At 49.1% G+C, this 19,576-nt stretch carries 18 protein-coding genes; 15 read left to right on the top strand and 3 right to left on the bottom strand.

All coding sequences use genetic code 11. The features are described 5' to 3' along the window. Positions 1-315: 315 nt before the first annotated feature. The 7 genes from rodZ to DT73_RS24075 all read left to right on the top strand — a co-directional run bounded on the left by rodZ (position 316) and on the right by DT73_RS24075 (position 7,689). Positions 316-1,338 carry a cytoskeleton protein RodZ gene (gene rodZ, locus DT73_RS24105; RefSeq protein ID WP_036116338.1) on the top strand — a complete coding sequence of 341 codons (1,023 nt, stop codon included), beginning with the start codon at positions 316-318 and terminating at the stop codon, positions 1,336-1,338. A 22-nt stretch (positions 1,339-1,360) separates the two neighbouring features. Further along, a complete protein-coding gene (ispG, locus tag DT73_RS24100; protein WP_036116336.1) occupies positions 1,361-2,479 on the top strand; it encodes a flavodoxin-dependent (E)-4-hydroxy-3-methylbut-2-enyl-diphosphate synthase in 1,119 nt (372 codons plus the stop codon). 114 nt (positions 2,480-2,593) lie between these two features. After that, on the top strand, positions 2,594-3,877 hold the full coding sequence (gene hisS / locus DT73_RS24095; RefSeq protein WP_036116335.1) for a histidine--tRNA ligase: 1,284 nt from the start codon (positions 2,594-2,596) through the stop codon (positions 3,875-3,877). Between the two features lie 24 nt (positions 3,878-3,901). After that, a complete protein-coding gene (locus DT73_RS24090) occupies positions 3,902-4,525 on the top strand; it encodes a YfgM family protein (protein WP_036116333.1) in 624 nt (207 codons plus the stop codon). A 10-nt stretch (positions 4,526-4,535) separates the two neighbouring features. Continuing rightward, entirely contained in the window at positions 4,536-5,717 is a 1,182-nt protein-coding gene (bamB, locus tag DT73_RS24085) for an outer membrane protein assembly factor BamB (protein ID WP_036116332.1), read from the top strand. A 124-nt stretch (positions 5,718-5,841) separates the two neighbouring features. Continuing rightward, positions 5,842-7,320, top strand: a complete 1,479-nt coding sequence (gene der, locus DT73_RS24080) for a ribosome biogenesis GTPase Der (RefSeq protein WP_036116476.1) — start codon at positions 5,842-5,844, stop codon at positions 7,318-7,320. Between the two features lie 147 nt (positions 7,321-7,467). Next, on the top strand, positions 7,468-7,689 hold the full coding sequence (locus DT73_RS24075) for a zinc ribbon domain-containing protein (RefSeq protein ID WP_036116474.1): 222 nt from the start codon (positions 7,468-7,470) through the stop codon (positions 7,687-7,689). Here the strand turns inward: DT73_RS24075 and xseA are convergent. Continuing rightward, positions 7,686-9,071 carry an exodeoxyribonuclease VII large subunit gene (gene xseA, locus DT73_RS24070; RefSeq protein WP_036116330.1) on the bottom strand — a complete coding sequence of 462 codons (1,386 nt, stop codon included), beginning with the start codon at positions 9,069-9,071 and terminating at the stop codon, positions 7,686-7,688. The two genes, DT73_RS24075 and xseA, sit on opposite strands and share 4 nt — an antisense overlap. Before the next feature lie 169 nt (positions 9,072-9,240). Between xseA and guaB the strand changes: the two genes are divergently transcribed. The 4 genes from guaB to DT73_RS24050 all read left to right on the top strand — a co-directional run bounded on the left by guaB (position 9,241) and on the right by DT73_RS24050 (position 13,203). Next, positions 9,241-10,707, top strand: a complete 1,467-nt coding sequence (gene guaB, locus DT73_RS24065) for an IMP dehydrogenase (protein ID WP_036116328.1) — start codon at positions 9,241-9,243, stop codon at positions 10,705-10,707. A gap of 61 nt (positions 10,708-10,768) precedes the next feature. Beyond that, on the top strand, positions 10,769-12,346 hold the full coding sequence (guaA, locus tag DT73_RS24060; protein ID WP_036116326.1) for a glutamine-hydrolyzing GMP synthase: 1,578 nt from the start codon (positions 10,769-10,771) through the stop codon (positions 12,344-12,346). 260 nt (positions 12,347-12,606) lie between these two features. Further along, complete coding sequence (locus tag DT73_RS24055; protein WP_036116324.1) at positions 12,607-12,840, top strand: type II toxin-antitoxin system Phd/YefM family antitoxin; 234 nt, start codon at positions 12,607-12,609, stop codon at positions 12,838-12,840. 30 nt (positions 12,841-12,870) lie between these two features. Continuing rightward, positions 12,871-13,203 (top strand): hypothetical protein, encoded by a 333-nt coding sequence (locus DT73_RS24050; RefSeq protein WP_036116323.1) that lies wholly within the window; start codon positions 12,871-12,873, stop codon positions 13,201-13,203. Between the two features lie 666 nt (positions 13,204-13,869). Here the strand turns inward: DT73_RS24050 and DT73_RS24040 are convergent. Next, positions 13,870-14,559 (bottom strand): hypothetical protein, encoded by a 690-nt coding sequence (locus DT73_RS24040; RefSeq protein WP_036116322.1) that lies wholly within the window; start codon positions 14,557-14,559, stop codon positions 13,870-13,872. A gap of 602 nt (positions 14,560-15,161) precedes the next feature. On the opposite strand from DT73_RS24040, the gene DT73_RS24035 reads away from it, so the two are divergent. Both DT73_RS24035 and DT73_RS24030 read left to right on the top strand, forming a co-directional pair. Then, a complete protein-coding gene (locus tag DT73_RS24035) occupies positions 15,162-16,394 on the top strand; it encodes a DUF711 family protein (RefSeq protein WP_036116320.1) in 1,233 nt (410 codons plus the stop codon). A 185-nt stretch (positions 16,395-16,579) separates the two neighbouring features. Further along, a complete protein-coding gene (locus DT73_RS24030; protein WP_152552563.1) occupies positions 16,580-16,804 on the top strand; it encodes a hypothetical protein in 225 nt (74 codons plus the stop codon). On the opposite strand, the gene DT73_RS25755 is transcribed toward DT73_RS24030, so the two are convergent. Beyond that, complete coding sequence (locus DT73_RS25755; RefSeq protein WP_369792679.1) at positions 16,793-16,978, bottom strand: YfgG family protein; 186 nt, start codon at positions 16,976-16,978, stop codon at positions 16,793-16,795. The genes DT73_RS24030 and DT73_RS25755 overlap by 12 nt on opposite strands. A 343-nt stretch (positions 16,979-17,321) precedes the next feature. Here DT73_RS25755 and DT73_RS26900 point away from each other — a divergent pair, with 343 nt between their 5' ends. Further along, the gene (locus tag DT73_RS26900; protein WP_235234593.1) at positions 17,322-18,512 is read left to right on the top strand and encodes an MASE1 domain-containing protein; all 1,191 of its coding nucleotides are present in this window, start codon (positions 17,322-17,324) and stop codon (positions 18,510-18,512) included. A gap of 28 nt (positions 18,513-18,540) precedes the next feature. After that, a complete protein-coding gene (locus tag DT73_RS26895) occupies positions 18,541-19,575 on the top strand; it encodes an EAL domain-containing protein (RefSeq protein WP_235234589.1) in 1,035 nt (344 codons plus the stop codon). Position 19,576: the final 1 nt, after the last annotated feature.

Genomic DNA, 19,576 nt, shown 5'->3' with positions numbered 1-19,576 from the left:
TGGCGCAATAATTACGGTGCGTTTTTTTGCACTTTGAGGCAGTATGTAGCGGCACAACAACAGTTTAGCCGCGTAGCTCACCAGACAGGCGTTATTTGGTGAGAAAGTATCCAGGTGAGGGTGTGGGCATATGCCCAAGGCCGTTGCAATTTGCCAGAAAGTTTTCTGGTGCTGGGTATGCTGGGTGTTTCGGGCGAGCGGGGTGCCATACTTCGCAACAGGTTATTTCGCGGCGCGGGTCAGTGAGGTCGCTATTGGTGACAGTGCTGGCCGGAGCCAATTTTTTCATTCAAACAGTACCAGCAGTTGTAGCTAATGAATACTGAAGCCACTCACGAACAAAATATCGCACAAACCACGGGCGAACGCCTCCGGGCCGCACGTGAGCAACTTGGACTCAGCCAGCAGATTGTGGCTGAACGCCTGTGTTTGAAAGTCTCCACAGTTCGGGATATCGAAGACGATAAAGCGCCTTCGGATCTGGCTGCGACCTTTCTCCGTGGCTATATCCGCTCCTATGCTCGCCTCGTCCATGTTCCCGAAGAAGAACTTTTGCCTGCGCTGGCAAAACAAGCTCCTGTCAGAACCGCTAAAGTTCAGCCAATGAAAGGTTATGCCATTGGGAAGAGCCGCAAAAAGCGCGACGGCTGGCTGATGGGCTTTACCTGGCTGGTATTGCTGGTTGTTATTGGTCTGACTGGTGCCTGGTGGTGGCAAAACCATAAAGCGCAACAGGCAGAAATTAATTCAATGGCAGATCAGTCCGCCACACCTGGTGATACGCCTGCTGATAATGGGCAGTTTGTGCCTTTGCATAATACCAGTAGCGATGACAACTCCGCTGCTGTGCAGGATAACCCGGCCCCTTCTGATAACAGTGCCACAGATTCTGCACAGGCGAATACGCCAGCTCCAACGGCAGATAACAGCGCAGCACCGGCAGATAATTCGGCTGCAGTGGTTTCTCCGGGTCAGGCGAACACCGATTCCTTAACTAATACAGCACCTGCCGCAACGACTCAGGACTCTGGGTCATTACCGGCAGAACAGGCAACCACGGCTCCTGCAGCCAGTGGTGATTTGGTCATGAATTTCTCTGCTGACTGCTGGCTGGAAGTGTCCGATTCTACGGGCAAAAAATTGTTCAGCGGCCTGCAACACAAAGACAGTACCTTAAACCTGTCAGGCCAGGCGCCATATAAACTGAAAATTGGCGCACCCCGTGCAGTCACTATTCAGTTCCAGGGTAAACCCGTTGATATGAGCCGCTATGCCCGGTCTAACCAGGTTGCCCGCCTGACGCTAAATGCAGAGCCTTCTGCTACTCAGGTGCAGTAACGACGCGTTTTCGGAGATTTTTATGCATAACGAAGCGCCCATTCAACGCCGTAAATCTAAACGGATTTACGTAGGGAATGTGCCAGTCGGCGATGGTGCGCCCATCGCCGTTCAGTCCATGACAAATACCCGCACCACAGATGTTGACGCCACAGTGCAGCAAATTAAGGCCCTGGAGCGTGTTGGTGCGGATATCGTCCGTGTATCTGTTCCCACCATGGATGCCGCAGAAGCCTTCCGGCTTATCAAGCAACAGGTTGCCGTTCCTCTGGTTGCCGATATTCATTTCGATTACCGCATAGCGCTGAAAGTTGCCGAATATGGTGTGGATTGTCTGCGCATTAACCCCGGTAATATCGGCAATGAAGAGCGTATTCGCCAGGTGGTGGATTGCGCGAAAGATAAAAACATTCCGATTCGTATTGGGGTGAATGCCGGATCCCTTGAAAAGGATCTACAGGAAAAATACGGTGAGCCAACTCCGCAGGCGTTGCTTGAATCCGCCATGCGCCATGTTGATTATCTGGACAGGCTCAATTTTGATCAGTTCAAAGTCAGTGTGAAAGCCTCTGATGTTTTTCTGGCTGTAGAAGCTTACCGCTTGCTGGCAAAGGCCATTGATCAACCTCTGCACCTTGGGATAACCGAAGCAGGTGGTGCGAGAAGTGGTGCGGTTAAGTCGGCTATTGGGCTCGGGTTACTGCTTTCTGAAGGGATTGGCGATACGTTGCGTGTTTCGCTGGCAGCGGATCCTGTCGAAGAGATCAAAGTTGGCTTCGATATACTGAAATCCCTGCGCATTCGCTCGCGTGGGATCAACTTCATTGCCTGCCCAACCTGCTCACGCCAGGAGTTTGATGTTATCGGCACAGTGAATGCGCTGGAACAACGCCTGGAAGATATCATCACACCGATGGATGTTTCTATTATTGGTTGTGTGGTGAACGGGCCTGGCGAAGCGCTGGCTTCAACGATGGGTGTTGCAGGTGGTAGCCGCAAAAGTGGCTTCTACGAAGATGGCGTCCGTAAAGACCGCCTGGATAACGACAATATGATAGACCAGCTCGAAGCGAAAATTCGCGCCAGAGCATCGGTTCTGGACGAAAGCCGTCGTATTGACGTGCAGCAAGTTGAGAAATAACAAAACATGGGAAGCCTGATGCTTCCCGTGTATGATTGAACCCACAAAGCAGCCTGGCAACATATAACCGGGTTGATTCGGGTTCATTTTTTTGTATTCAGGAACAGAGATAACGTGGCAAAGAATATTCAAGCCATTCGCGGCATGAACGATTATCTGCCTGGCGAAACGGCCATCTGGCAGCGTATTGAACGCACATTAAAGCAGGTGCTCGGCAGCTACGGTTATAGTGAAATCCGTTTGCCGATTGTAGAGCAGACACCGCTATTCAAACGCGCGATTGGTGAAGTGACCGACGTGGTTGAAAAAGAGATGTATACCTTCGAGGACCGCAATGGCGACAGCCTGACACTGCGTCCGGAAGGCACGGCGGGCTGTGTGCGTGCCGGTATCGAGCATGGTCTGCTGTACAATCAGGAACAGCGCTTGTGGTACATCGGGCCGATGTTCCGCCATGAGCGTCCGCAAAAAGGGCGTTATCGCCAGTTTCATCAGTTAGGTGCTGAGGTGTTTGGTCTTCAGGGGCCGGATATTGACGCTGAGCTGATTATGCTGACGGCGCGCTGGTGGCGTGCACTGGGTATCGACCAGCATGTCAGCCTTGAGCTGAACTCCATTGGTTCGCTGGAAGCCCGGGCAAATTACCGTGATGCGCTGATTGCTTACCTGGAACAGTATAAAGATAAGCTGGATGAAGACTGCAAGCGCCGCATGTATACCAACCCGTTGCGCGTTCTTGATTCCAAAAACCCGGAAGTTCAGGCGCTGTTGAACTATGCGCCTGCACTGGGCGACTATCTGGATGAAGAATCTCGTGAGCATTTCGCCGGTTTGTGCGCGTTCCTTGACGACGCCGGTATCAGCTACACCGTCAATCAGCGCCTGGTGCGCGGCCTTGATTACTACAACCGCACTGTCTTTGAATGGGTAACCAATAGTCTTGGTGCTCAGGGGACCGTCTGTGCTGGTGGGCGTTACGATGGCCTGGTTGAACAACTCGGTGGGCGTGCGACGCCAGCTGTTGGTTTTGCCATGGGGCTGGAACGTCTTGTTTTGCTGGTTCAGGCAGTTAACCCGGAATTTACTGCAGATTCTGTTGTCGATATTTACCTGGTGGCATCTGGCAACGGTACCCAGTCTCCTGCAATGCAACTGGCGGAGCAGGTACGTGACAGCTTGCCTGGCTGTAAACTGATGACGAACTATGGCGGCGGGAACTTCAAAAAGCAGTTTGCCCGGGCAGATAAATGGGGCGCACGTGTTGCGCTGGTGCTGGGTGAAAATGAAGTCGCAAACCAGCAAGTCGTGGTGAAAGATTTGCGTTCAGGCGAGCAGGAAACCGTTTCTCAACGTGACGTAGCTGGCCATTTGAAAACGCTGCTGGGCGAATCCCGGTAACTTATCGTTAAGGAGAAGGATTGCGTGGAGATTTACGACAACGAGAACGAACAAGTTGAAGCAGTCAAACGCTTCTTCATCGAGAACGGCAAAGCGCTGGCTGTCGGCGTCGTGTTAGGTATTGGTGCACTGGTAGGCTGGCGTTACTGGGCAAGCCACCAGGTGGACTCATCTCGCGAGTCATCTATGGTGTATCAGAACACGGTTCAGGCATTGAAAGCGGATAAACCAGGCAGCCTTGCTGCCGCGGAAAAATTTATCGCTGATAATAAAGGTACTTATGGTGCTCTGGCATCGCTTGATGTAGCAGAACAACTCGTCAACAAAAAGGATTTTGCCAATGCTGCCGCGCAACTGAAGGCTGGCCTGGCTGATACCTCTGATGAAAACCTTAAGGCACTGATTGGCTTGCGTCTGGCGCGTATCCAGGTGGAGTTAAAACAGGCTGATGATGCACTGGCAACGCTTGGCAGCATTAAAGGTGATGGCTGGAGTGCCATGGTTGCTGACATCAAAGGCGATGCGCTGTTAAGTAAAGGCGATACCAAATCTGCCCGCGAAGCGTGGAGCAAAGGTGTGGGCATTGCCGATGCCTCGCCAGCACTGCGTAATATGATGCAAATGAAAATGAATAATTTGTCCAGCTGAGAGGGCACCAATGCAATTGCGTAAATTAGTTTTGCCAGGGCTGCTGTCTGTTACTTTGCTTAGTGGGTGCTCACTGTTTAGCGGCGAAGAAGACGTAGTAAAAATGTCTCCACTGCCCACCGTTGAAAACCAGTTCACGCCATCTACTGCGTGGGATGTTTCAGTGGGAAGCGGTATTGGCAAGTATTATTCGAATCTCCACCCGACAGCAGATGCCGGTGTGGTTTATGCCGCAGACCGTCATGGTCGTGTAAAAGCGCTCAGTGAATCTGATGGCAAAGAAGTCTGGTCGGTTGATTTGTCAGAAAAAACCGGCTTTTTCTCCAGCAACCTGCCAGCCTTGCTTTCTGGTGGCCTGACTGTTGCTGGTGGCCACGTTTATGTGGGAAGTGAGAAAGCCAAAGTTTATGCGCTGAATACTTCCGATGGCAGCGTTGCCTGGCAGACGACTGTGGCTGGTGAAGCTTTATCCCGCCCGGTTGTAAGTGACGGCGTGGTACTGGTTCATACTGGTAACGGTCAGTTGCAGGCACTGGATGAAAACACGGGTGCCATCAAATGGACAGTGAACCTGGATATGCCGTCACTGACACTGCGTGGCGAGTCTGCACCTGCTACAGCTTACGGTGCTGCGATTGTTGGTGGCGATAATGGCCGTGTGACTGCGGTATTATTGCAACCCGGTCAGATGATTTGGCAACAACGTATCTCCCAGGCGACCGGTCCGACTGAGATCGATCGCCTGAGCGATGTTGATACCACACCAGTTATTGTCAACGGGGTTGTCTATGCGCTGGCATATAACGGTAACCTGACAGCACTTGACCTGCGTTCAGGCCAGATAATCTGGAAACGCGACCTGGGTTCAGTGAATGACATGGTAGTTGATGCTGGTCGTATCTACATGGTTGACCAGAATGACCGTGTACTGGCGTTGAGTACTGACGGTGGTGTTACCCAGTGGACCCAGAGTGATTTACTGCACCGCCTGTTGACTGCGCCAGTGCTGTATAATGGTTACCTGGTTGTTGGCGATAGCGAAGGGTATATGCACTGGATAGACCCAGACAACGGTCACTTCGTTGCACAACAGAAAGTGGACAGCTCAGGCTTCCTGACCAACCCGATTGTCGCGGATGGTAAATTGCTGATTCAGGCTAAAGATGGCACGTTATATGCCATAACCCGCTAAACTATCCGGGTGTGATATCAGCTAAACGGCTCCTGATTTCGCCAGGGGCCGTTTCCTGTTTATAGTCAGGCGCACTTTATTGGTGGTGCCTGGCTGGTTTTTTTTAAGTTATGAGGCTTTGAAAATGATACCTGTGGTCGCGCTGGTCGGGCGCCCGAATGTGGGTAAATCTACATTATTTAACCGTTTAACGCGCACCCGCGATGCACTGGTGGCGGATTTCCCTGGATTAACCCGGGACCGTAAATATGGTCGCGCTGAAATTGAAGGCCGCGAGTACATTGTGATTGATACTGGCGGCATCGACGGCACTGAAGACGGCGTAGAAACGCTGATGGCAGAACAATCACTTCAGGCAATTGAAGAAGCGGATGTTGTGTTATTCATGGTAGATGCTCGCGCGGGATTGATGCCTGCCGATAAAGCCATCGCCAAACACCTGCGTAGCCGTGAAAAGCCTACCTTTGTTGTCGCAAACAAAACTGACGGTATTGATCCGGACCATGCTGTTACGGATTTCTATGCTTTGGGCATGGGGGAAATTGTCCCTATTGCTGCAGCCCATGGCCGTGGTGTTACCAGCCTGCTCGAACAGGTTCTCCTGCCCTGGATGGAAGATATCAGCCCATCTGAGCCTGTTGATGAAGATGCGGAGTATTGGGCTGCACTGGCGGCAAAAGAAGCCGGTGAACCGGAAGAAGAGCCAGAGGATGATTTTGACCCGCAGTCTTTACCTATCAAACTGGCAATTGTGGGCCGCCCTAATGTGGGTAAGTCAACACTAACTAACCGTATTCTCGGTGAAGACCGGGTTGTGGTTTACGACATGCCAGGCACCACGCGTGACAGTATTTATATCCCGATGCAACGTGACGAGCGTGAATACGTGTTGATAGACACCGCGGGTGTGCGTAAACGCGGCAAAATCACCGACACCGTTGAGAAATTCTCAGTTATTAAAACCCTGCAGGCGATTGAAGACGCGAACGTAGTGCTGCTGGTTATTGATGCCCGCGAAGGAATTTCAGACCAGGATCTTTCCCTGCTGGGCTTTATCCTCAATAGTGGGCGCTCACTGGTAATTGTCGTGAACAAGTGGGATGGCCTGAGCCAGGAAGTACGTGAGCAGGTAAAAGAAACTCTGGATTACCGCCTGGGCTTTATTGACTTCGCCCGGGTTCACTTTATTTCCGCTCTGCATGGCAGTGGTGTGGGTAACTTGTTTGAATCAGTACGCGAAGCCTATGACAGCGCCACAAAACGTGTGAGCACTGCCATGCTGACCCGTATTATGACGATGGCAGTAGACGATCATCAGCCACCTCTGGTGCGTGGTCGCCGTGTGAAACTGAAATATGCCCACGCAGGTGGTTACAACCCGCCTATCGTGGTAATTCACGGCAACCAGGTGAAAGACCTGCCGGATTCCTACAAACGCTACCTGATGAACTACTTCCGCAAGTCGCTGGAAGTAATGGGCACGCCGATTCGTATTCAGTTTAAAGAAGGCGATAACCCGTATGCGAATAAGCGCAATACGCTGACCCCAACGCAGATGCGTAAGCGTAAGCGCCTGATTAAGCATATTAAGAAAAGTAAATAAGCGGCCGAATATCGTTTATTGAACCAGAAAATACAGCGCCCGCGGGTGCTGTATTTTTTTAAGCTTTTGCAGCGCAAAATGTTACTGAACAGGCAGGCTGTGGCGCGTAAACTATCACCAGAAATACAGAATAACCAGGGAGTAAAAATGGAATACCGTTGCCCCGAATGCCAGGGTGAATGCACTCAACAGGGTGAACACTGGGTGTGTGAGAAATGCCATAAAACTATGGTGTTACAGCCTCTGTGCCCTGAATGCCATAAACCGCTGGAAGTACTAAAAGCTTGCGGCGCAGTAGATTATTTCTGCCAGAACGGCCATGGGCTGGTTTCCAAAAAGCGCGTGGAGTGGCAACCTGCAGCCGGTTAATCCTGCGGTGTTTTACGTACCCGCTGGCGGCCTTTTTTGACCGGGGAAATCGCAGTAACCTGGCTTTGTACCACGCCATCTTTGAGCCGGGTAGTTAAGGTTTCACCTGCCTGAATTTGGGTAACCGCTTTAACCACTTCACCTTTCCCGGTGACTGTTACGCTGTAGCCGCGGGCAAGCGTTGCTAACGGGCTGACAGCCTCCAGGTGGGTCACCGCCAGACCAAACCGCTCACGGGTTTGCCCTAACTGGCCGCGGATTGCCTGGGTCATACGGAAGCTTGCTTGCTGCAGTGTAGCGCTGGCGCGCTGGATGCGCATGCCAGGGTGTTGCTGCTGTAAGCGCTGGTTAAGGCGCTGTTGTTGCAACTGACCGCGTTTCAGGCGAGTTTCCAGCGCAGAAGACAGGCGCTGGCGCAGAGCCAGCAGCCGTGTTTGCTGGCGAGCCAGGCGCAACTGTGGGTGCTGTTGCTCCAGGCGGTGGCGCAACTGTCTGAAACGCTGCTGGCGCTGGGCAATATAGTAATCCATTGCCATTTCCAGCCGTTGTTGCTGGCTGGTAAGCTGGCGCACCAGTTCTTCTTGGTTACGGCTGACAACTTCGGCGGCTGCAGAAGGGGTAGGGGCGCGTAAATCGGCGACGAAATCTGCAATGGTGACGTCAGTTTCATGGCCGACTGCACTAACGACCGGGATGCTGCTTGCCACAATAGCCCGCGCTACCGCTTCTTCGTTAAAACACCACAAATCTTCCAGTGAACCACCGCCACGGCCAACAATCAGAACATCACATTCGGCCCGTTTATTGGCCAGTGCTATCATCCGCACTATTTGCCCGGTTGCATCTGCCCCCTGAACGGCTGTGGGGTAAATGACTACCGGTAATGCCGGATCCCGCCGTTTTAAAATGTGCAGAATATCCTGCAATGCCGCCCCGGTTGCAGAGGTGACAATGCCAACACAAGTTGCCGGTGCAGGAAGCGGTTTTTTGAGTGCCGGGTCAAACAGGCCTTCATCGGCCAGGCGTTGTTTAAGCTGAGCAAATTTTTGCTGCAGCAAACCTTCACCGGCAGGCTGCATGCTTTCGGCAATAAGCTGGTAGTCTCCACGCGGTTCATAGAGCGTGACACTGGCTCGCACTAATACTTGTTGCCCGTGTTGTGGGCGGAAAGTGACACGACGGTTGCTGTTGCGAAACATAGCGCAACGCACCTGAGCATTGTCATCTTTGAGAGTGAAGTACCAGTGCCCGGAAGAGGGCTGCGAAAGGTTGGATATTTCACCACTGACCCAAATTTGCCCAAGGTCTTGCTCCAGCAACGTACGCACTGCCTGATTCAGCCGGCTAACAGAAAAAATTGATGGAGAATTAAACTGTGACATGTGACCTGGATCAAATTCTAAATCAGCAAGTTAATCAGTCGATAGTAACCCGCCTGTCAGTGAAGGCAAGACTTTTTAGTAAAAAAATGTAGCCGCCACCCTTTATGCTCTGTATAATGCCGCGGCAATATTTTATCTGTTCTCATTCATCCCAGGTTGAGATATTGCCATGCTACGTATCGCTAAAGAAGCACTGACGTTTGACGACGTTCTCCTCGTTCCCGCTCATTCTACTGTTCTGCCGAATACTGCAGATCTCAGTACTCAATTGACGAAAACCATTCGCCTGAACATTCCTATGCTGTCTGCTGCCATGGACACCGTGACAGAAGCACGCCTTGCTATTGCACTGGCTCAGGAAGGCGGGATTGGCTTTATCCACAAGAACATGTCCATTGAACGCCAGGCAGAAGAAGTTCGCCGGGTGAAAAAACACGAAAGCGGCATTGTTACTGACCCACAAACCGTACTGCCAACCACCACATTGCGTGAAGTAAAAGAACTGACCGAACGTAATGGTTTCGCTGGCTACCCGGTGGTGGCTACCGACAATGAACTGGTTGGGATCATCACTGGTCGTGACGTTCGCTTTGTGACTGACCTGAACCAGGCTGTCAGCGTTTATATGACGCCGAAAGATCGCCTGGTTACGGTTCGTGAAGGCGAATCCCGTGACGTAGTGTTGTCTAAAATGCATGAAAAACGTGTTGAGAAAGCGCTGGTTGTGGACGAAAGCTTCCATCTGCGCGGCATGATCACCGTTAAAGACTTCCAGAAGGCAGAACGTAAACCGAACGCCTGTAAAGACGAACATGGCCGTCTGCGTGTTGGTGCTGCAGTAGGTGCTGGTGCCGGCAACGAAGAGCGTGTGGATGCCCTGGTTGCTGCTGGTGTTGATATCCTGCTGATTGACTCCTCTCATGGCCATTCTGAAGGTGTATTGCAGCGTATTCGTGAAACTCGCGCTAAATACCCTAACCTGCAAATCATTGGTGGTAACGTGGCAACAGCTGCGGGTGCCCGTGCACTGGCCGATGCCGGTTGCAGCGCAGTGAAAGTAGGGATTGGCCCGGGCTCCATCTGTACTACCCGTATCGTAACAGGTGTGGGTGTACCGCAAATTACCGCTGTTTCCGACGCAGTAGAAGCGCTGGAAGGTACTGGTATTCCTGTTATCGCTGATGGCGGTATTCGCTTCTCTGGTGACATCGCGAAAGCACTGGCTGCTGGTGCGAGTGCTGTAATGGTTGGTTCCATGCTGGCAGGTACTGAAGAATCCCCAGGTGAAATTGAACTCTATCAGGGCCGTTCTTTTAAATCCTACCGTGGTATGGGTTCTCTGGGCGCTATGTCCAAAGGCTCTTCAGACCGCTATTTCCAAAGCGACAACGCAGCAGACAAACTGGTACCTGAAGGGATTGAAGGCCGCGTTGCCTATAAAGGCCGCCTGAAAGAAATCGTTCATCAGCAAATGGGCGGCCTGCGTTCCTGTATGGGCCTGACCGGCTGTGGTACTATTGATGAATTGCGCACTAAAGCGGAATTTGTACGTATCAGCGGTGCCGGGATTCAGGAAAGTCACGTTCACGATGTGACCATCACCAAAGAGTCTCCGAACTACCGTCTGGGCTCATGATTATTCACGCCCGGCAGTCGTGCCGGGCGATTCTTTATTCTCTGCCTCGGAATTAGCGTCAATGACGGAAAATATCCATAACCATCGCATCCTCATTCTTGATTTCGGTTCTCAGTACACTCAGCTGGTTGCGCGCCGCGTGCGTGAGCTGGGCGTTTACTGTGAACTGTGGGCCTGGGATGTAACAGAAGAACAAATCCGTGCCTTTAATCCGAACGGGATAATCCTGTCTGGCGGCCCGGAGAGCACCACAGAAGAAAACAGCCCTCGTGCGCCGGAATATGTCTTCACTGCAGGCGTACCGGTACTGGGCGTGTGCTACGGCATGCAAACCATGGCAATGCAGTTAGGTGGCCATGTTGAAGGTTCTAATCAGCGTGAGTTTGGTTATGCTCAGGTTGAAGTGATGACGGATTCTGCCCTGATTCACGGCATCGAAGACAGCCTGAGCGGCGAAAATCGCCCGTTGCTGGATGTCTGGATGAGCCATGGCGATAAAGTCACTGCAATCCCGTCTGACTTTGTGACTGTCGCCAGCACAGAGACTTGCCCGTTCGCCATTATGGCTAACGAAGAAAAGCGTTTTTATGGCGTGCAGTTCCACCCGGAAGTAACGCACACCCGCCAGGGGCAGCGTATTCTGGAACGTTTCATTCGCGATATCTGCAAATGCGAAGCTTTGTGGACGCCAGCGCGAATTATTGATGATGCGGTATCCCGCATTCGCGATCAGGTAGGTTCTGATAAAGTAATCCTTGGCCTGTCTGGTGGGGTGGATTCATCTGTAACGGCAATGCTGCTGCACCGCGCTATTGGTGAGAACCTGACTTGCGTGTTTGTAGATAACGGTCTGCTGCGCCTTAACGAAGCCGACCAGGTGATGGAAATGTTCGGCGACCGTTTTGGTCTCAACATTGTTCATGTGAATGCAGAAGAGCGCTTCCTGACTGCTCTGGCTGGTATTGATGACCCGGAAGCCAAACGTAAAACCATTGGCCGTGTGTTCGTTGAAGTTTTTGATGAAGAAGCACTGCGCCTGGAAGACGTGAAATGGCTGGCTCAGGGCACTATCTACCCTGATGTTATCGAGTCTGCTGCTTCTGCTACCGGTAAAGCCCATGTGATTAAATCACACCACAATGTGGGCGGCTTACCGAAAGAGATGAAAATGGGCCTGGTTGAACCGCTCAAAGAACTCTTTAAAGATGAAGTTCGCAAAATTGGCCTGGAGCTTGGCCTGCCATACGATATGCTCTACCGTCACCCGTTCCCGGGGCCGGGCCTTGGTGTTCGCGTACTGGGCGAAGTGAAGAAAGAATACTGTGATCTGCTGCGTAGTGCTGATGCCATTTTTATTGAAGAACTGCGTAAAGCCGATCTCTACGATAAAGTGAGCCAGGCGTTCACTGTATTCCTGCCGGTACGTTCTGTTGGCGTGATGGGCGATGGCCGTAAGTACGACTGGGTGGTTTCCCTGCGCGCTGTCGAAACTATCGACTTCATGACCGCTCACTGGGCGCACCTGCCGTATGACTTCCTTGGCCGCGTTTCCAACCGGATTATTAACGAAGTGAACGGTATTTCCCGGGTGGTTTATGATATTTCCGGTAAACCGCCAGCTACGATTGAGTGGGAATAAGCCGATAACCCTTCCTAAGTATTCATGAATAGATAAAACTGCAATCAACCCTCTGTTTTTACAGGGGGTTTTTATTTATGTGCACCTGTGGATACATTCCACTTTCAGTGAGTGGAAGAAATCAGCTTCCGGCAGGAACAAATTGAACTCTGTACTTAATCTGGGCCTATTTCTTAGAAGAGCAGGGGGGCATGAGACCTTGTTGGTGGTCTAAATATAGTCTATATTAAAACCGAGACATGACCATTAGGCGGACCAATATGAAAGTAGAGACAATCAGCTACGTTAAAAAGAACGCAGCAACGCTTGATCTGTCAGAACCCATCCTGGTCACACAAAATGGTGTGCCTGCTTACGTTATAGAGTCTTATGACCAGCAGCAGGAACGGGAGAACGCCATTGCTTTGCTGAAGCTGCTTACCCTGTCAGAGAAAGATAAAGCGGAAGGGCGCGTGTTCTCGAAAGACGAGTTGCTGGATGGAATTGCGGATTAAACGCAGCGCGCTCAACGTTAAAGGATTTTCATGGAACAGCAGGTGACTTTTGAGTACACGCTGACGGTAAAGCACTGCATCGGCACAATAGCCAGTTTCCTGAAGCGCGTTGATGTTGAGCCGCGTCCGGTTATCGCAGATATTCTCACACAGTTTGAGAGTACCGTAGGCCAGTTCCCCCTGGACTGCCAGATTTGCCCCGAATTGCTGAAAATTGGCTGCGCCAAATACCGGGAGTTTAACCACGCTGAAGGCTACCGGGTTTTGTATTCCGTAGACGGAACGTTAGTGACCGCGCATGCGATCCTGGCACATCGGCAGGACGTCCAGCAGCTGCTGTTTAAGCGTCTGATCATGGCCTGATAGCCCTAATGCGTGTTGTACGGCAATAATTCGAGTCTAAAGAGCGTGTTTGTAAATCATCATAACAATATGATTAATATCACGAATTCCATCATTTTGACGGTATTGATTACGGTATCGTCTGAAAATGATTTTCGTAAAACTCTGTGATAACAAGATGTTGGATGGTTTCTAAACCATTGAGTGGGGCTCCTTTAAGAAAGGTCTGGCATTAACAGTCACTAAATAATACTTAAGTCCACGTAATTGCGGACTTTTTTTATTTTTGGATTAGTCATTTTTGGCAATATCTGGCAACACCAGGCATGGTTTGACCATGGTATGTAGTACTAGTCTTTCGAATCAAGCATGCCACTCATGCTTAGGGTCTGGTATAAATGTGGTTCCACTTCCATCATAGTTCGCCCCCCACCATGTAATAAATAGCCATCCGCCATGTACTTTGGCTCTCCAGGAGTCTCTGGGGCCTCCTTCATTGTCAATACGCTCCCACTTTAATACCCCGGTACTTTTAGGTTTAGAGAACAAGCCCATAAATCCCTCCTTCTCACCATGGTGCTTAATGTTAAGCTCAATTGTGCCCCATGGAAGATACCTCAAGCCTATAAATTAAAACTGCAATTGACGAATGTACATGCGTCTATTCACATGAGTGGTTACACGCAATTATGATCTCCATAATTGTCGATATTGAATATTAAGATTTGTACCACCGGAACCTGAACTATCATCTACATACAGGTCCCATTTGTTAGGCTCTTCAATATTTGTTACTCCAAACCCACCAACATACAAAAAATCAGCATTCCGGTTTTTAAAAACGTCTCTGCCTATAATATATTCATAGTCGTGAAGATATTCGTAGAGTTTTATTAAGTGAGCAGGGGAAATTCCATCGTTGTTACCGCACACCATGAGCTCCAGTTCCTCGGGGGTATCTATTTCAAACTGTTTGCTGTCCAGTTTATCTGATTTGATTAAGTATGTTGATACATCAACTGTAGCGAGCCAACACTCTTTAGGAAAATCATCTTTAATACTGAATGGAGAAAGAGAGAACTTGATTCCCAGTACGTCAATTAATTGAAATTTCACCCATTGGTGATATCTGGAGAATTTAATATTTCTGCTTTCTTCAAGGAATTTTTTAAGCCAGTGTTTTTCACCTACAAAAACGAACTTCTTATCCTGCTCTAATTGTTCCAGCTCTGCAATTCTCTTTTCTATATCTGCCGAGCTAAAAACACTGAGCGCAGTGCCAGTAAATGATATTGTTCTTTGTGAATTAAATATTTCCTCATAATGTTCTGGTTCTATGAAATCTCGATTTCTTTTATCATCTATAGTTAAAATCATCTATGTTTCCTGTATGTATAACAGTGTCTTCTCAGTAGGCGTATTTTTATGGAACTCTCATAAAATACTGACGCTGGGAACGTAATACACAGCTATCACCGGCTTATTCGATTGAGAATCGAAAAAATTACAGAGCATGTCTGTATAACCACAAATTCACAATCACTGTCATAATCTATTATTAACGTATGTGGGTCAAGGACTGACAAGACAAAGAAGCCTGGATACCAGGTGTTGGATGAATTTGGGGCAGAAGCAAGCTGGTTTTTTGGCAACAAAAACCAGTGCATTGTTGATGAACTGTATAAGTGTGGTGGCCGGGGCTGATTGCTTACCACTTACAACATTGGCCTGCAGTAATCATGAGATCAGCAGTGGGGTAATCCAGTAAGCCGCAACTGCAACGCCCAACCAGCATGCTACATATTACCAGTATGCTAAAAGCCACTGTATTTGTATGAATCTACTGGCCAGGAGAATGCAAAACCTGTTGTTATCAGTATAATTTAGCTCTGATTGCCTCAGGTTTGATATGGTTTTGTGTGTCAGTCATTGTTTCGTTAGCCCTTTCAGTTATGGTGAAAATATATAGGGAGTGTCGGGTGGATTATAAAGATAAAGCACTGTGTAAAATACGGACGGTAACGGCATTTTTATCTTTAAATAGTGATAAAGAAAGTTGGAAAGGTGAAGTTAACCGGGCTTCAAAATTTTTATCAGAGTTAATTGCTGAGTTTAAAAAACATCACTATACGGTACAGTCTGTTCGGGTGGTGACCAATCCATTTGGGGAATATCTCAATTTAAGCAGTTTAGAGAGCGCCCGGGCTGATTTACGTTACATTAGTGATTTACTCGCTGAACATAGCCAGTCAGGAGTAAGGGTCAGGTTTGCTGTTGGCGAAGCAAAAACCGCAAGAGAGGTTGAGTTGCTTCCTGAACTCATTAGTGAGTTTGGGGATTTATGCAATGCATGTGTGAATGTTCCCCAGGATGAGTTTGGTGTTCTCGATAATGAACTCATAAACAACGCTGCTATATGCGTGAAAAAAATCAGTGCGATAACGCCTCGTGGGGAAGGTAATTTTAATTTCACCGTTAACTTCAACTGTAAACCGCTCATTCCATATTTCCCGGCCGGGTACCATCAGAAAGAGTTAGGGGATTGTTTTGTCATTGGCCTGGAAACACCCGATTTGCTGGTCAGCACACTGAAAGCTTTTAATGCCGAAACAAAAGCCACCAGCCATAATGAACGGTTCAGCAGTTATTATAAAATACTGCATACAGCTCTTCAGTATCATATCTCTGCAATTCAACAGATTATGGCTGATGCAGAAATGGAATTCCCTTTCAAATTCTCCGGTTTTGATAGCTCAGCCGCACCATCAAAAAACTGTGCCAGTATGGCCGAAGTCTATGAACAAATGGGCGTGGAATACTTTGGCGCAGCAGGTACTGTCGAAGTATCTGCTTTATTGACGAAGGTATTCAAATCAGTCAAAGAAACCGAGTTAGTGGGTTTTTCCGGATTAATGCTTGCGTTAACTGAAGATAAAGGATTAGCGGATGGCTCTGTAAAAGCAAACTTTGATATTCGTGCTTTACTGACATACAGCGCTGTTTGTGGCATTGGCCTGGATACCGTTCCTGTACCTGGTGATGTCTCTGTTGAAAAACTGGCTGCTTTAATGAGAGATACCGGGACGATGGCTTTTCGTTTAAATAAGCCACTTACTGTGCGTGTATTTCCGGTTCCTGGATTGCAGGCTGGTGATATTACGCAGTTTGAAAGTGATGACCTGTGTAATTGTGCGGTGCTTGCTGTTCCATAATGTTATTCAAGAAATATCAATGGCGGTAATTAATACCGCTATTGATACTGGTATTTAATACAGATCTGTTTAAAAGTAGTGGCCTGAAAAGTAGCAATTATTTTTATGCGTAAATTCACCAGCTAATGGTCTGAGGGAATGACAGTAAAACAGCCGCTCTTAACCACAGGCAACCTGTGCTTTGTGTGTTTGCACTCGAACCCGACGGCTATTCCAGCATCTTCATTACCGGGCATGGGTTGTTAATAGGGCGCAAGCAAGCCGCCAGGGCGTGTGTCTGGATTGTGGCCTTCACTTTACTGGCTGAGCCTTACAGCACAGATGCAGAGGGTTCTGTCTGCCAGCCAGTACCGGCAAACGGGGCTGTTTACCCGGCAAAATTTTTAAATCATTGCGTGCTACTGTTGTGATTGTTGCTGAGAGGTGGCATCGATACTCAGGCTGGATTGCTGAGACTGGATTTTGTTCTGGTGGTGATACCATGCGCCAATGGCGGAATAAACAAAACGACCAAAGAAGAATAAAAAGCTGATTAACAACACTGTTCGTGCTATTCGGCTGTTAAATCGGTGTCGTCTGCGCATAGTGGTGGCGTTTGTCACGAAATGGAACCTGTAGTAAACCCAAATGGGCGATACGCTTATTTAGGCACAGCTCTGTTATAAGGTCAATTCTTAATCACTAAAAAGGCATGCCTGCACTCGATATGTGGTGTGCTGTTCAGATAATTCAAAAGGGAAATATCTGTATTTTCGCTAAAACCGTGCATTCAGCGCCTGCGCTGGTTAACAATTCAGCATGGATTGATCTGCATCAAATTAAAAGGGTGGGAGGGCACTAAAATTGCACGCCATTTCAGTCAGGCTCCTGGCGCAACGAAGGGAGCATTCACCGCCACAGATTTTTGGGTGAGGTTAAGCGGGCAATATGAAGAGCTGGTATCAACGTAATAAAAATCAGTGGTGGGCATTACCGGGTTTGCTGCCATTGTTTTTATTGCCACTCGCAGCATGGTGCAACACTTTTACCGTTCTTGATGACGGGCGTACTGTGCTCTATTACCTGCCTCATGCATTGTTCATGGCGCTCATGCTGATTTTCGACTGGGCGGCGTTGCCGGGTATCGCGCTGGCTATCTTTGTGCGTTACTTCCCCGGTTATGGTCTTAGCTATACCCTGAATGCCATCTTGCTGATGGTGGGGCCTCTGGCGCTGTGCTGGTTTGGTTACCGGGTGTTTGTCTGGCGGCGCTACCGGGTCATCTTTGGCTCACTGAGCCTCACTTTCTCGCGTTGCATGTGGCTGGTGTTAATTTATTCCTCTATCTTTCTTGTCTGGTATCAGTTGGCTGTTTTCCTTGGTTTTCTTGATGGTTATTACAGCCTTAACGGTGCTGAACCACTGAATATTCGCACGTTGATTAATTTCCAGTCATTAATGGTTGGCACAATCTCCGGAATGCCCTTGTGCTATTTCATTATCCGCGCCATTCGCAACCCGTCTTTTTGCCGTATTTTTTGGTTGCGGCTAAAAAAACAGTTTCACCCGCATGTACATCTGCCTGAAATACTGACCTGGTTTTTTCTCACCGGGGTGCTGGTGGCTTTGATGGTCTCCAAACCGGGGCCTTCCAGTACGATTTTTAATACCAGCTATACCTTTACGTTGCTATTACCGCTAATGCTGTGGGCGGCTATGCGTTTTGGTTATTTGTTTATCACCACGGTGTGGGGTATTTCCCTTATTGTCCTGTGCCGCTACTTTGGTAACTATGTACCTGATGGCGAAGATTTTGCTCTGCAACTGGCAATAACATCTTCTTGCTGGATGGTTTTTTCTTTCACTATTGCGCTAATGGCGGCGATGACCACTCGCCAGCGTGCAGTATTTTTTCATGTGCGCCAGTTGGCATTAATTGACCCCGTTTTCCAACTCCATAATTTACGGGCTCTGACACGCGATACCAGTAAATATGCCAGCTCACTGCTATGTTTTATCCGCATACCGGAACTGGAAATTCTGGGCCGCAACTATGGTCTGTTGTTTCGCATTCACTATAAACAACATTTGGGCATGTATTTGAGCCAAAGCCTGAGGGAAAACAGAAAATCTGTATAACCTCTCCGGGCATGACCTGGTATTGCGTTTGAATAACAGCGACGATGATGAGCAGCGCCTTAATCATTTGAGTGAGGCAATTCAACAGTTTCGCTTCTTATGGGATGGCATGGTTTTTCAACCGCAAACCGGTATTAGTTACTGTGTTGCTTTGCCGCCAGTAAATCACCTGCCTTTGCTGCTGGGTGAGTTGAGCACTATGGCCGAGTTTTCGCTGACCACTCGCCGCGTGGAAGGCTTACTGGACAGCCAGCTTCACCCGTTGCAGGAAGATATGCGAAAAAAAGTAGCGATGATGAATATGCTGCAGGAAGCGCTGGAACATGATCATTTCCGTTTGCTGGCGCAGCCTATTCAGGGTGTTCGTGGGGATACCTGGTATGAAGTGCTACTGCGTATGTCCGGGCCTGGTGGCAAAGTGATATCTCCGGAAGTATTTTTCCCAGTAGCCTGCGAATTCGGCTTGTCTTCTCGCCTGGACTTTTGGGTACTGGAACATAGCCTGGCATTTATACAGCGCCATAAAGAGCGCCAGCGTGGCATCAGGTTGTCTGTCAATTTATCTCCCGCCTCTGTTTGCCATAATGGGCTGGTGCGTGAGGTTTCCCATCAACTGGCGCGTTTCGAAGTGGAACCCTGGCAACTGGTGCTTGAAGTGACGGAGACAGATGAATTAACCAATGTAGAACAGGCAAGGCATAATCTTGCCGGGTTGCAGGCACTGGGGTGCAGTATCGCGATTGATGATTTCGGTTCTGGATATGCAAGTTATGCGCGCCTGAAAAAAATGGAAGCCGATATTCTTAAAATTGACGGCAGCTTTGTGCGCAACATACTGACCAGTAGCCTGGACTACCAAATCGTTGAGTCCATTTGCCAGTTAGCTCGGGTGAAGAGGATGAAAGTTGTCGTGGAATATATTGAAAACGAAGCTATTTGCGAAGCGGTTAAACAGATGGGGGTTGATTACCTGCAAGGGTATTATATTGGCCACCCGGAGCCTATCGAAAAATTATTTGACCATGGTAACCCGGCTCACAGCCGTGTAGTGGAGCCTGCTTAAT

The sequence above is a fragment of the Mangrovibacter sp. MFB070 genome (assembly GCF_000705335.1).
GTDB lineage: Bacteria > Pseudomonadota > Gammaproteobacteria > Enterobacterales > Enterobacteriaceae > Mangrovibacter > Mangrovibacter plantisponsor.
The sequence above is the reverse complement of the archived record's forward strand: the minus strand, read 5'-3'. Positions and strand labels throughout refer to the sequence as shown.

Excerpts from the sequence above, each read along its gene's own strand:
- DT73_RS24050 (WP_036116323.1), top strand. The coding sequence starts at position 12,871 with ATGGAACAGCAGGTGACTTTTGAGTACACGCTGACGGTAAAGCACTGC.
- DT73_RS24055 (WP_036116324.1), top strand. The coding sequence starts at position 12,607 with ATGAAAGTAGAGACAATCAGCTACGTTAAAAAGAACGCAGCAACGCTT.
- bamB (WP_036116332.1), top strand. The coding sequence starts at position 4,536 with ATGCAATTGCGTAAATTAGTTTTGCCAGGGCTGCTGTCTGTTACTTTG.
- DT73_RS24075 (WP_036116474.1), top strand. The coding sequence starts at position 7,468 with ATGGAATACCGTTGCCCCGAATGCCAGGGTGAATGCACTCAACAGGGT.
- guaB (WP_036116328.1), top strand. The coding sequence starts at position 9,241 with ATGCTACGTATCGCTAAAGAAGCACTGACGTTTGACGACGTTCTCCTC.
- DT73_RS24040 (WP_036116322.1), bottom strand. The coding sequence starts at position 14,559 with ATGATTTTAACTATAGATGATAAAAGAAATCGAGATTTCATAGAACCA.
- rodZ (WP_036116338.1), top strand. The coding sequence starts at position 316 with ATGAATACTGAAGCCACTCACGAACAAAATATCGCACAAACCACGGGC.
- xseA (WP_036116330.1), bottom strand. The coding sequence starts at position 9,071 with ATGTCACAGTTTAATTCTCCATCAATTTTTTCTGTTAGCCGGCTGAAT.
- ispG (WP_036116336.1), top strand. The coding sequence starts at position 1,361 with ATGCATAACGAAGCGCCCATTCAACGCCGTAAATCTAAACGGATTTAC.
- DT73_RS25755 (WP_369792679.1), bottom strand. The coding sequence starts at position 16,978 with ATGCGCAGACGACACCGATTTAACAGCCGAATAGCACGAACAGTGTTG.
- DT73_RS26900 (WP_235234593.1), top strand. The coding sequence starts at position 17,322 with ATGAAGAGCTGGTATCAACGTAATAAAAATCAGTGGTGGGCATTACCG.
- guaA (WP_036116326.1), top strand. The coding sequence starts at position 10,769 with ATGACGGAAAATATCCATAACCATCGCATCCTCATTCTTGATTTCGGT.
- der (WP_036116476.1), top strand. The coding sequence starts at position 5,842 with ATGATACCTGTGGTCGCGCTGGTCGGGCGCCCGAATGTGGGTAAATCT.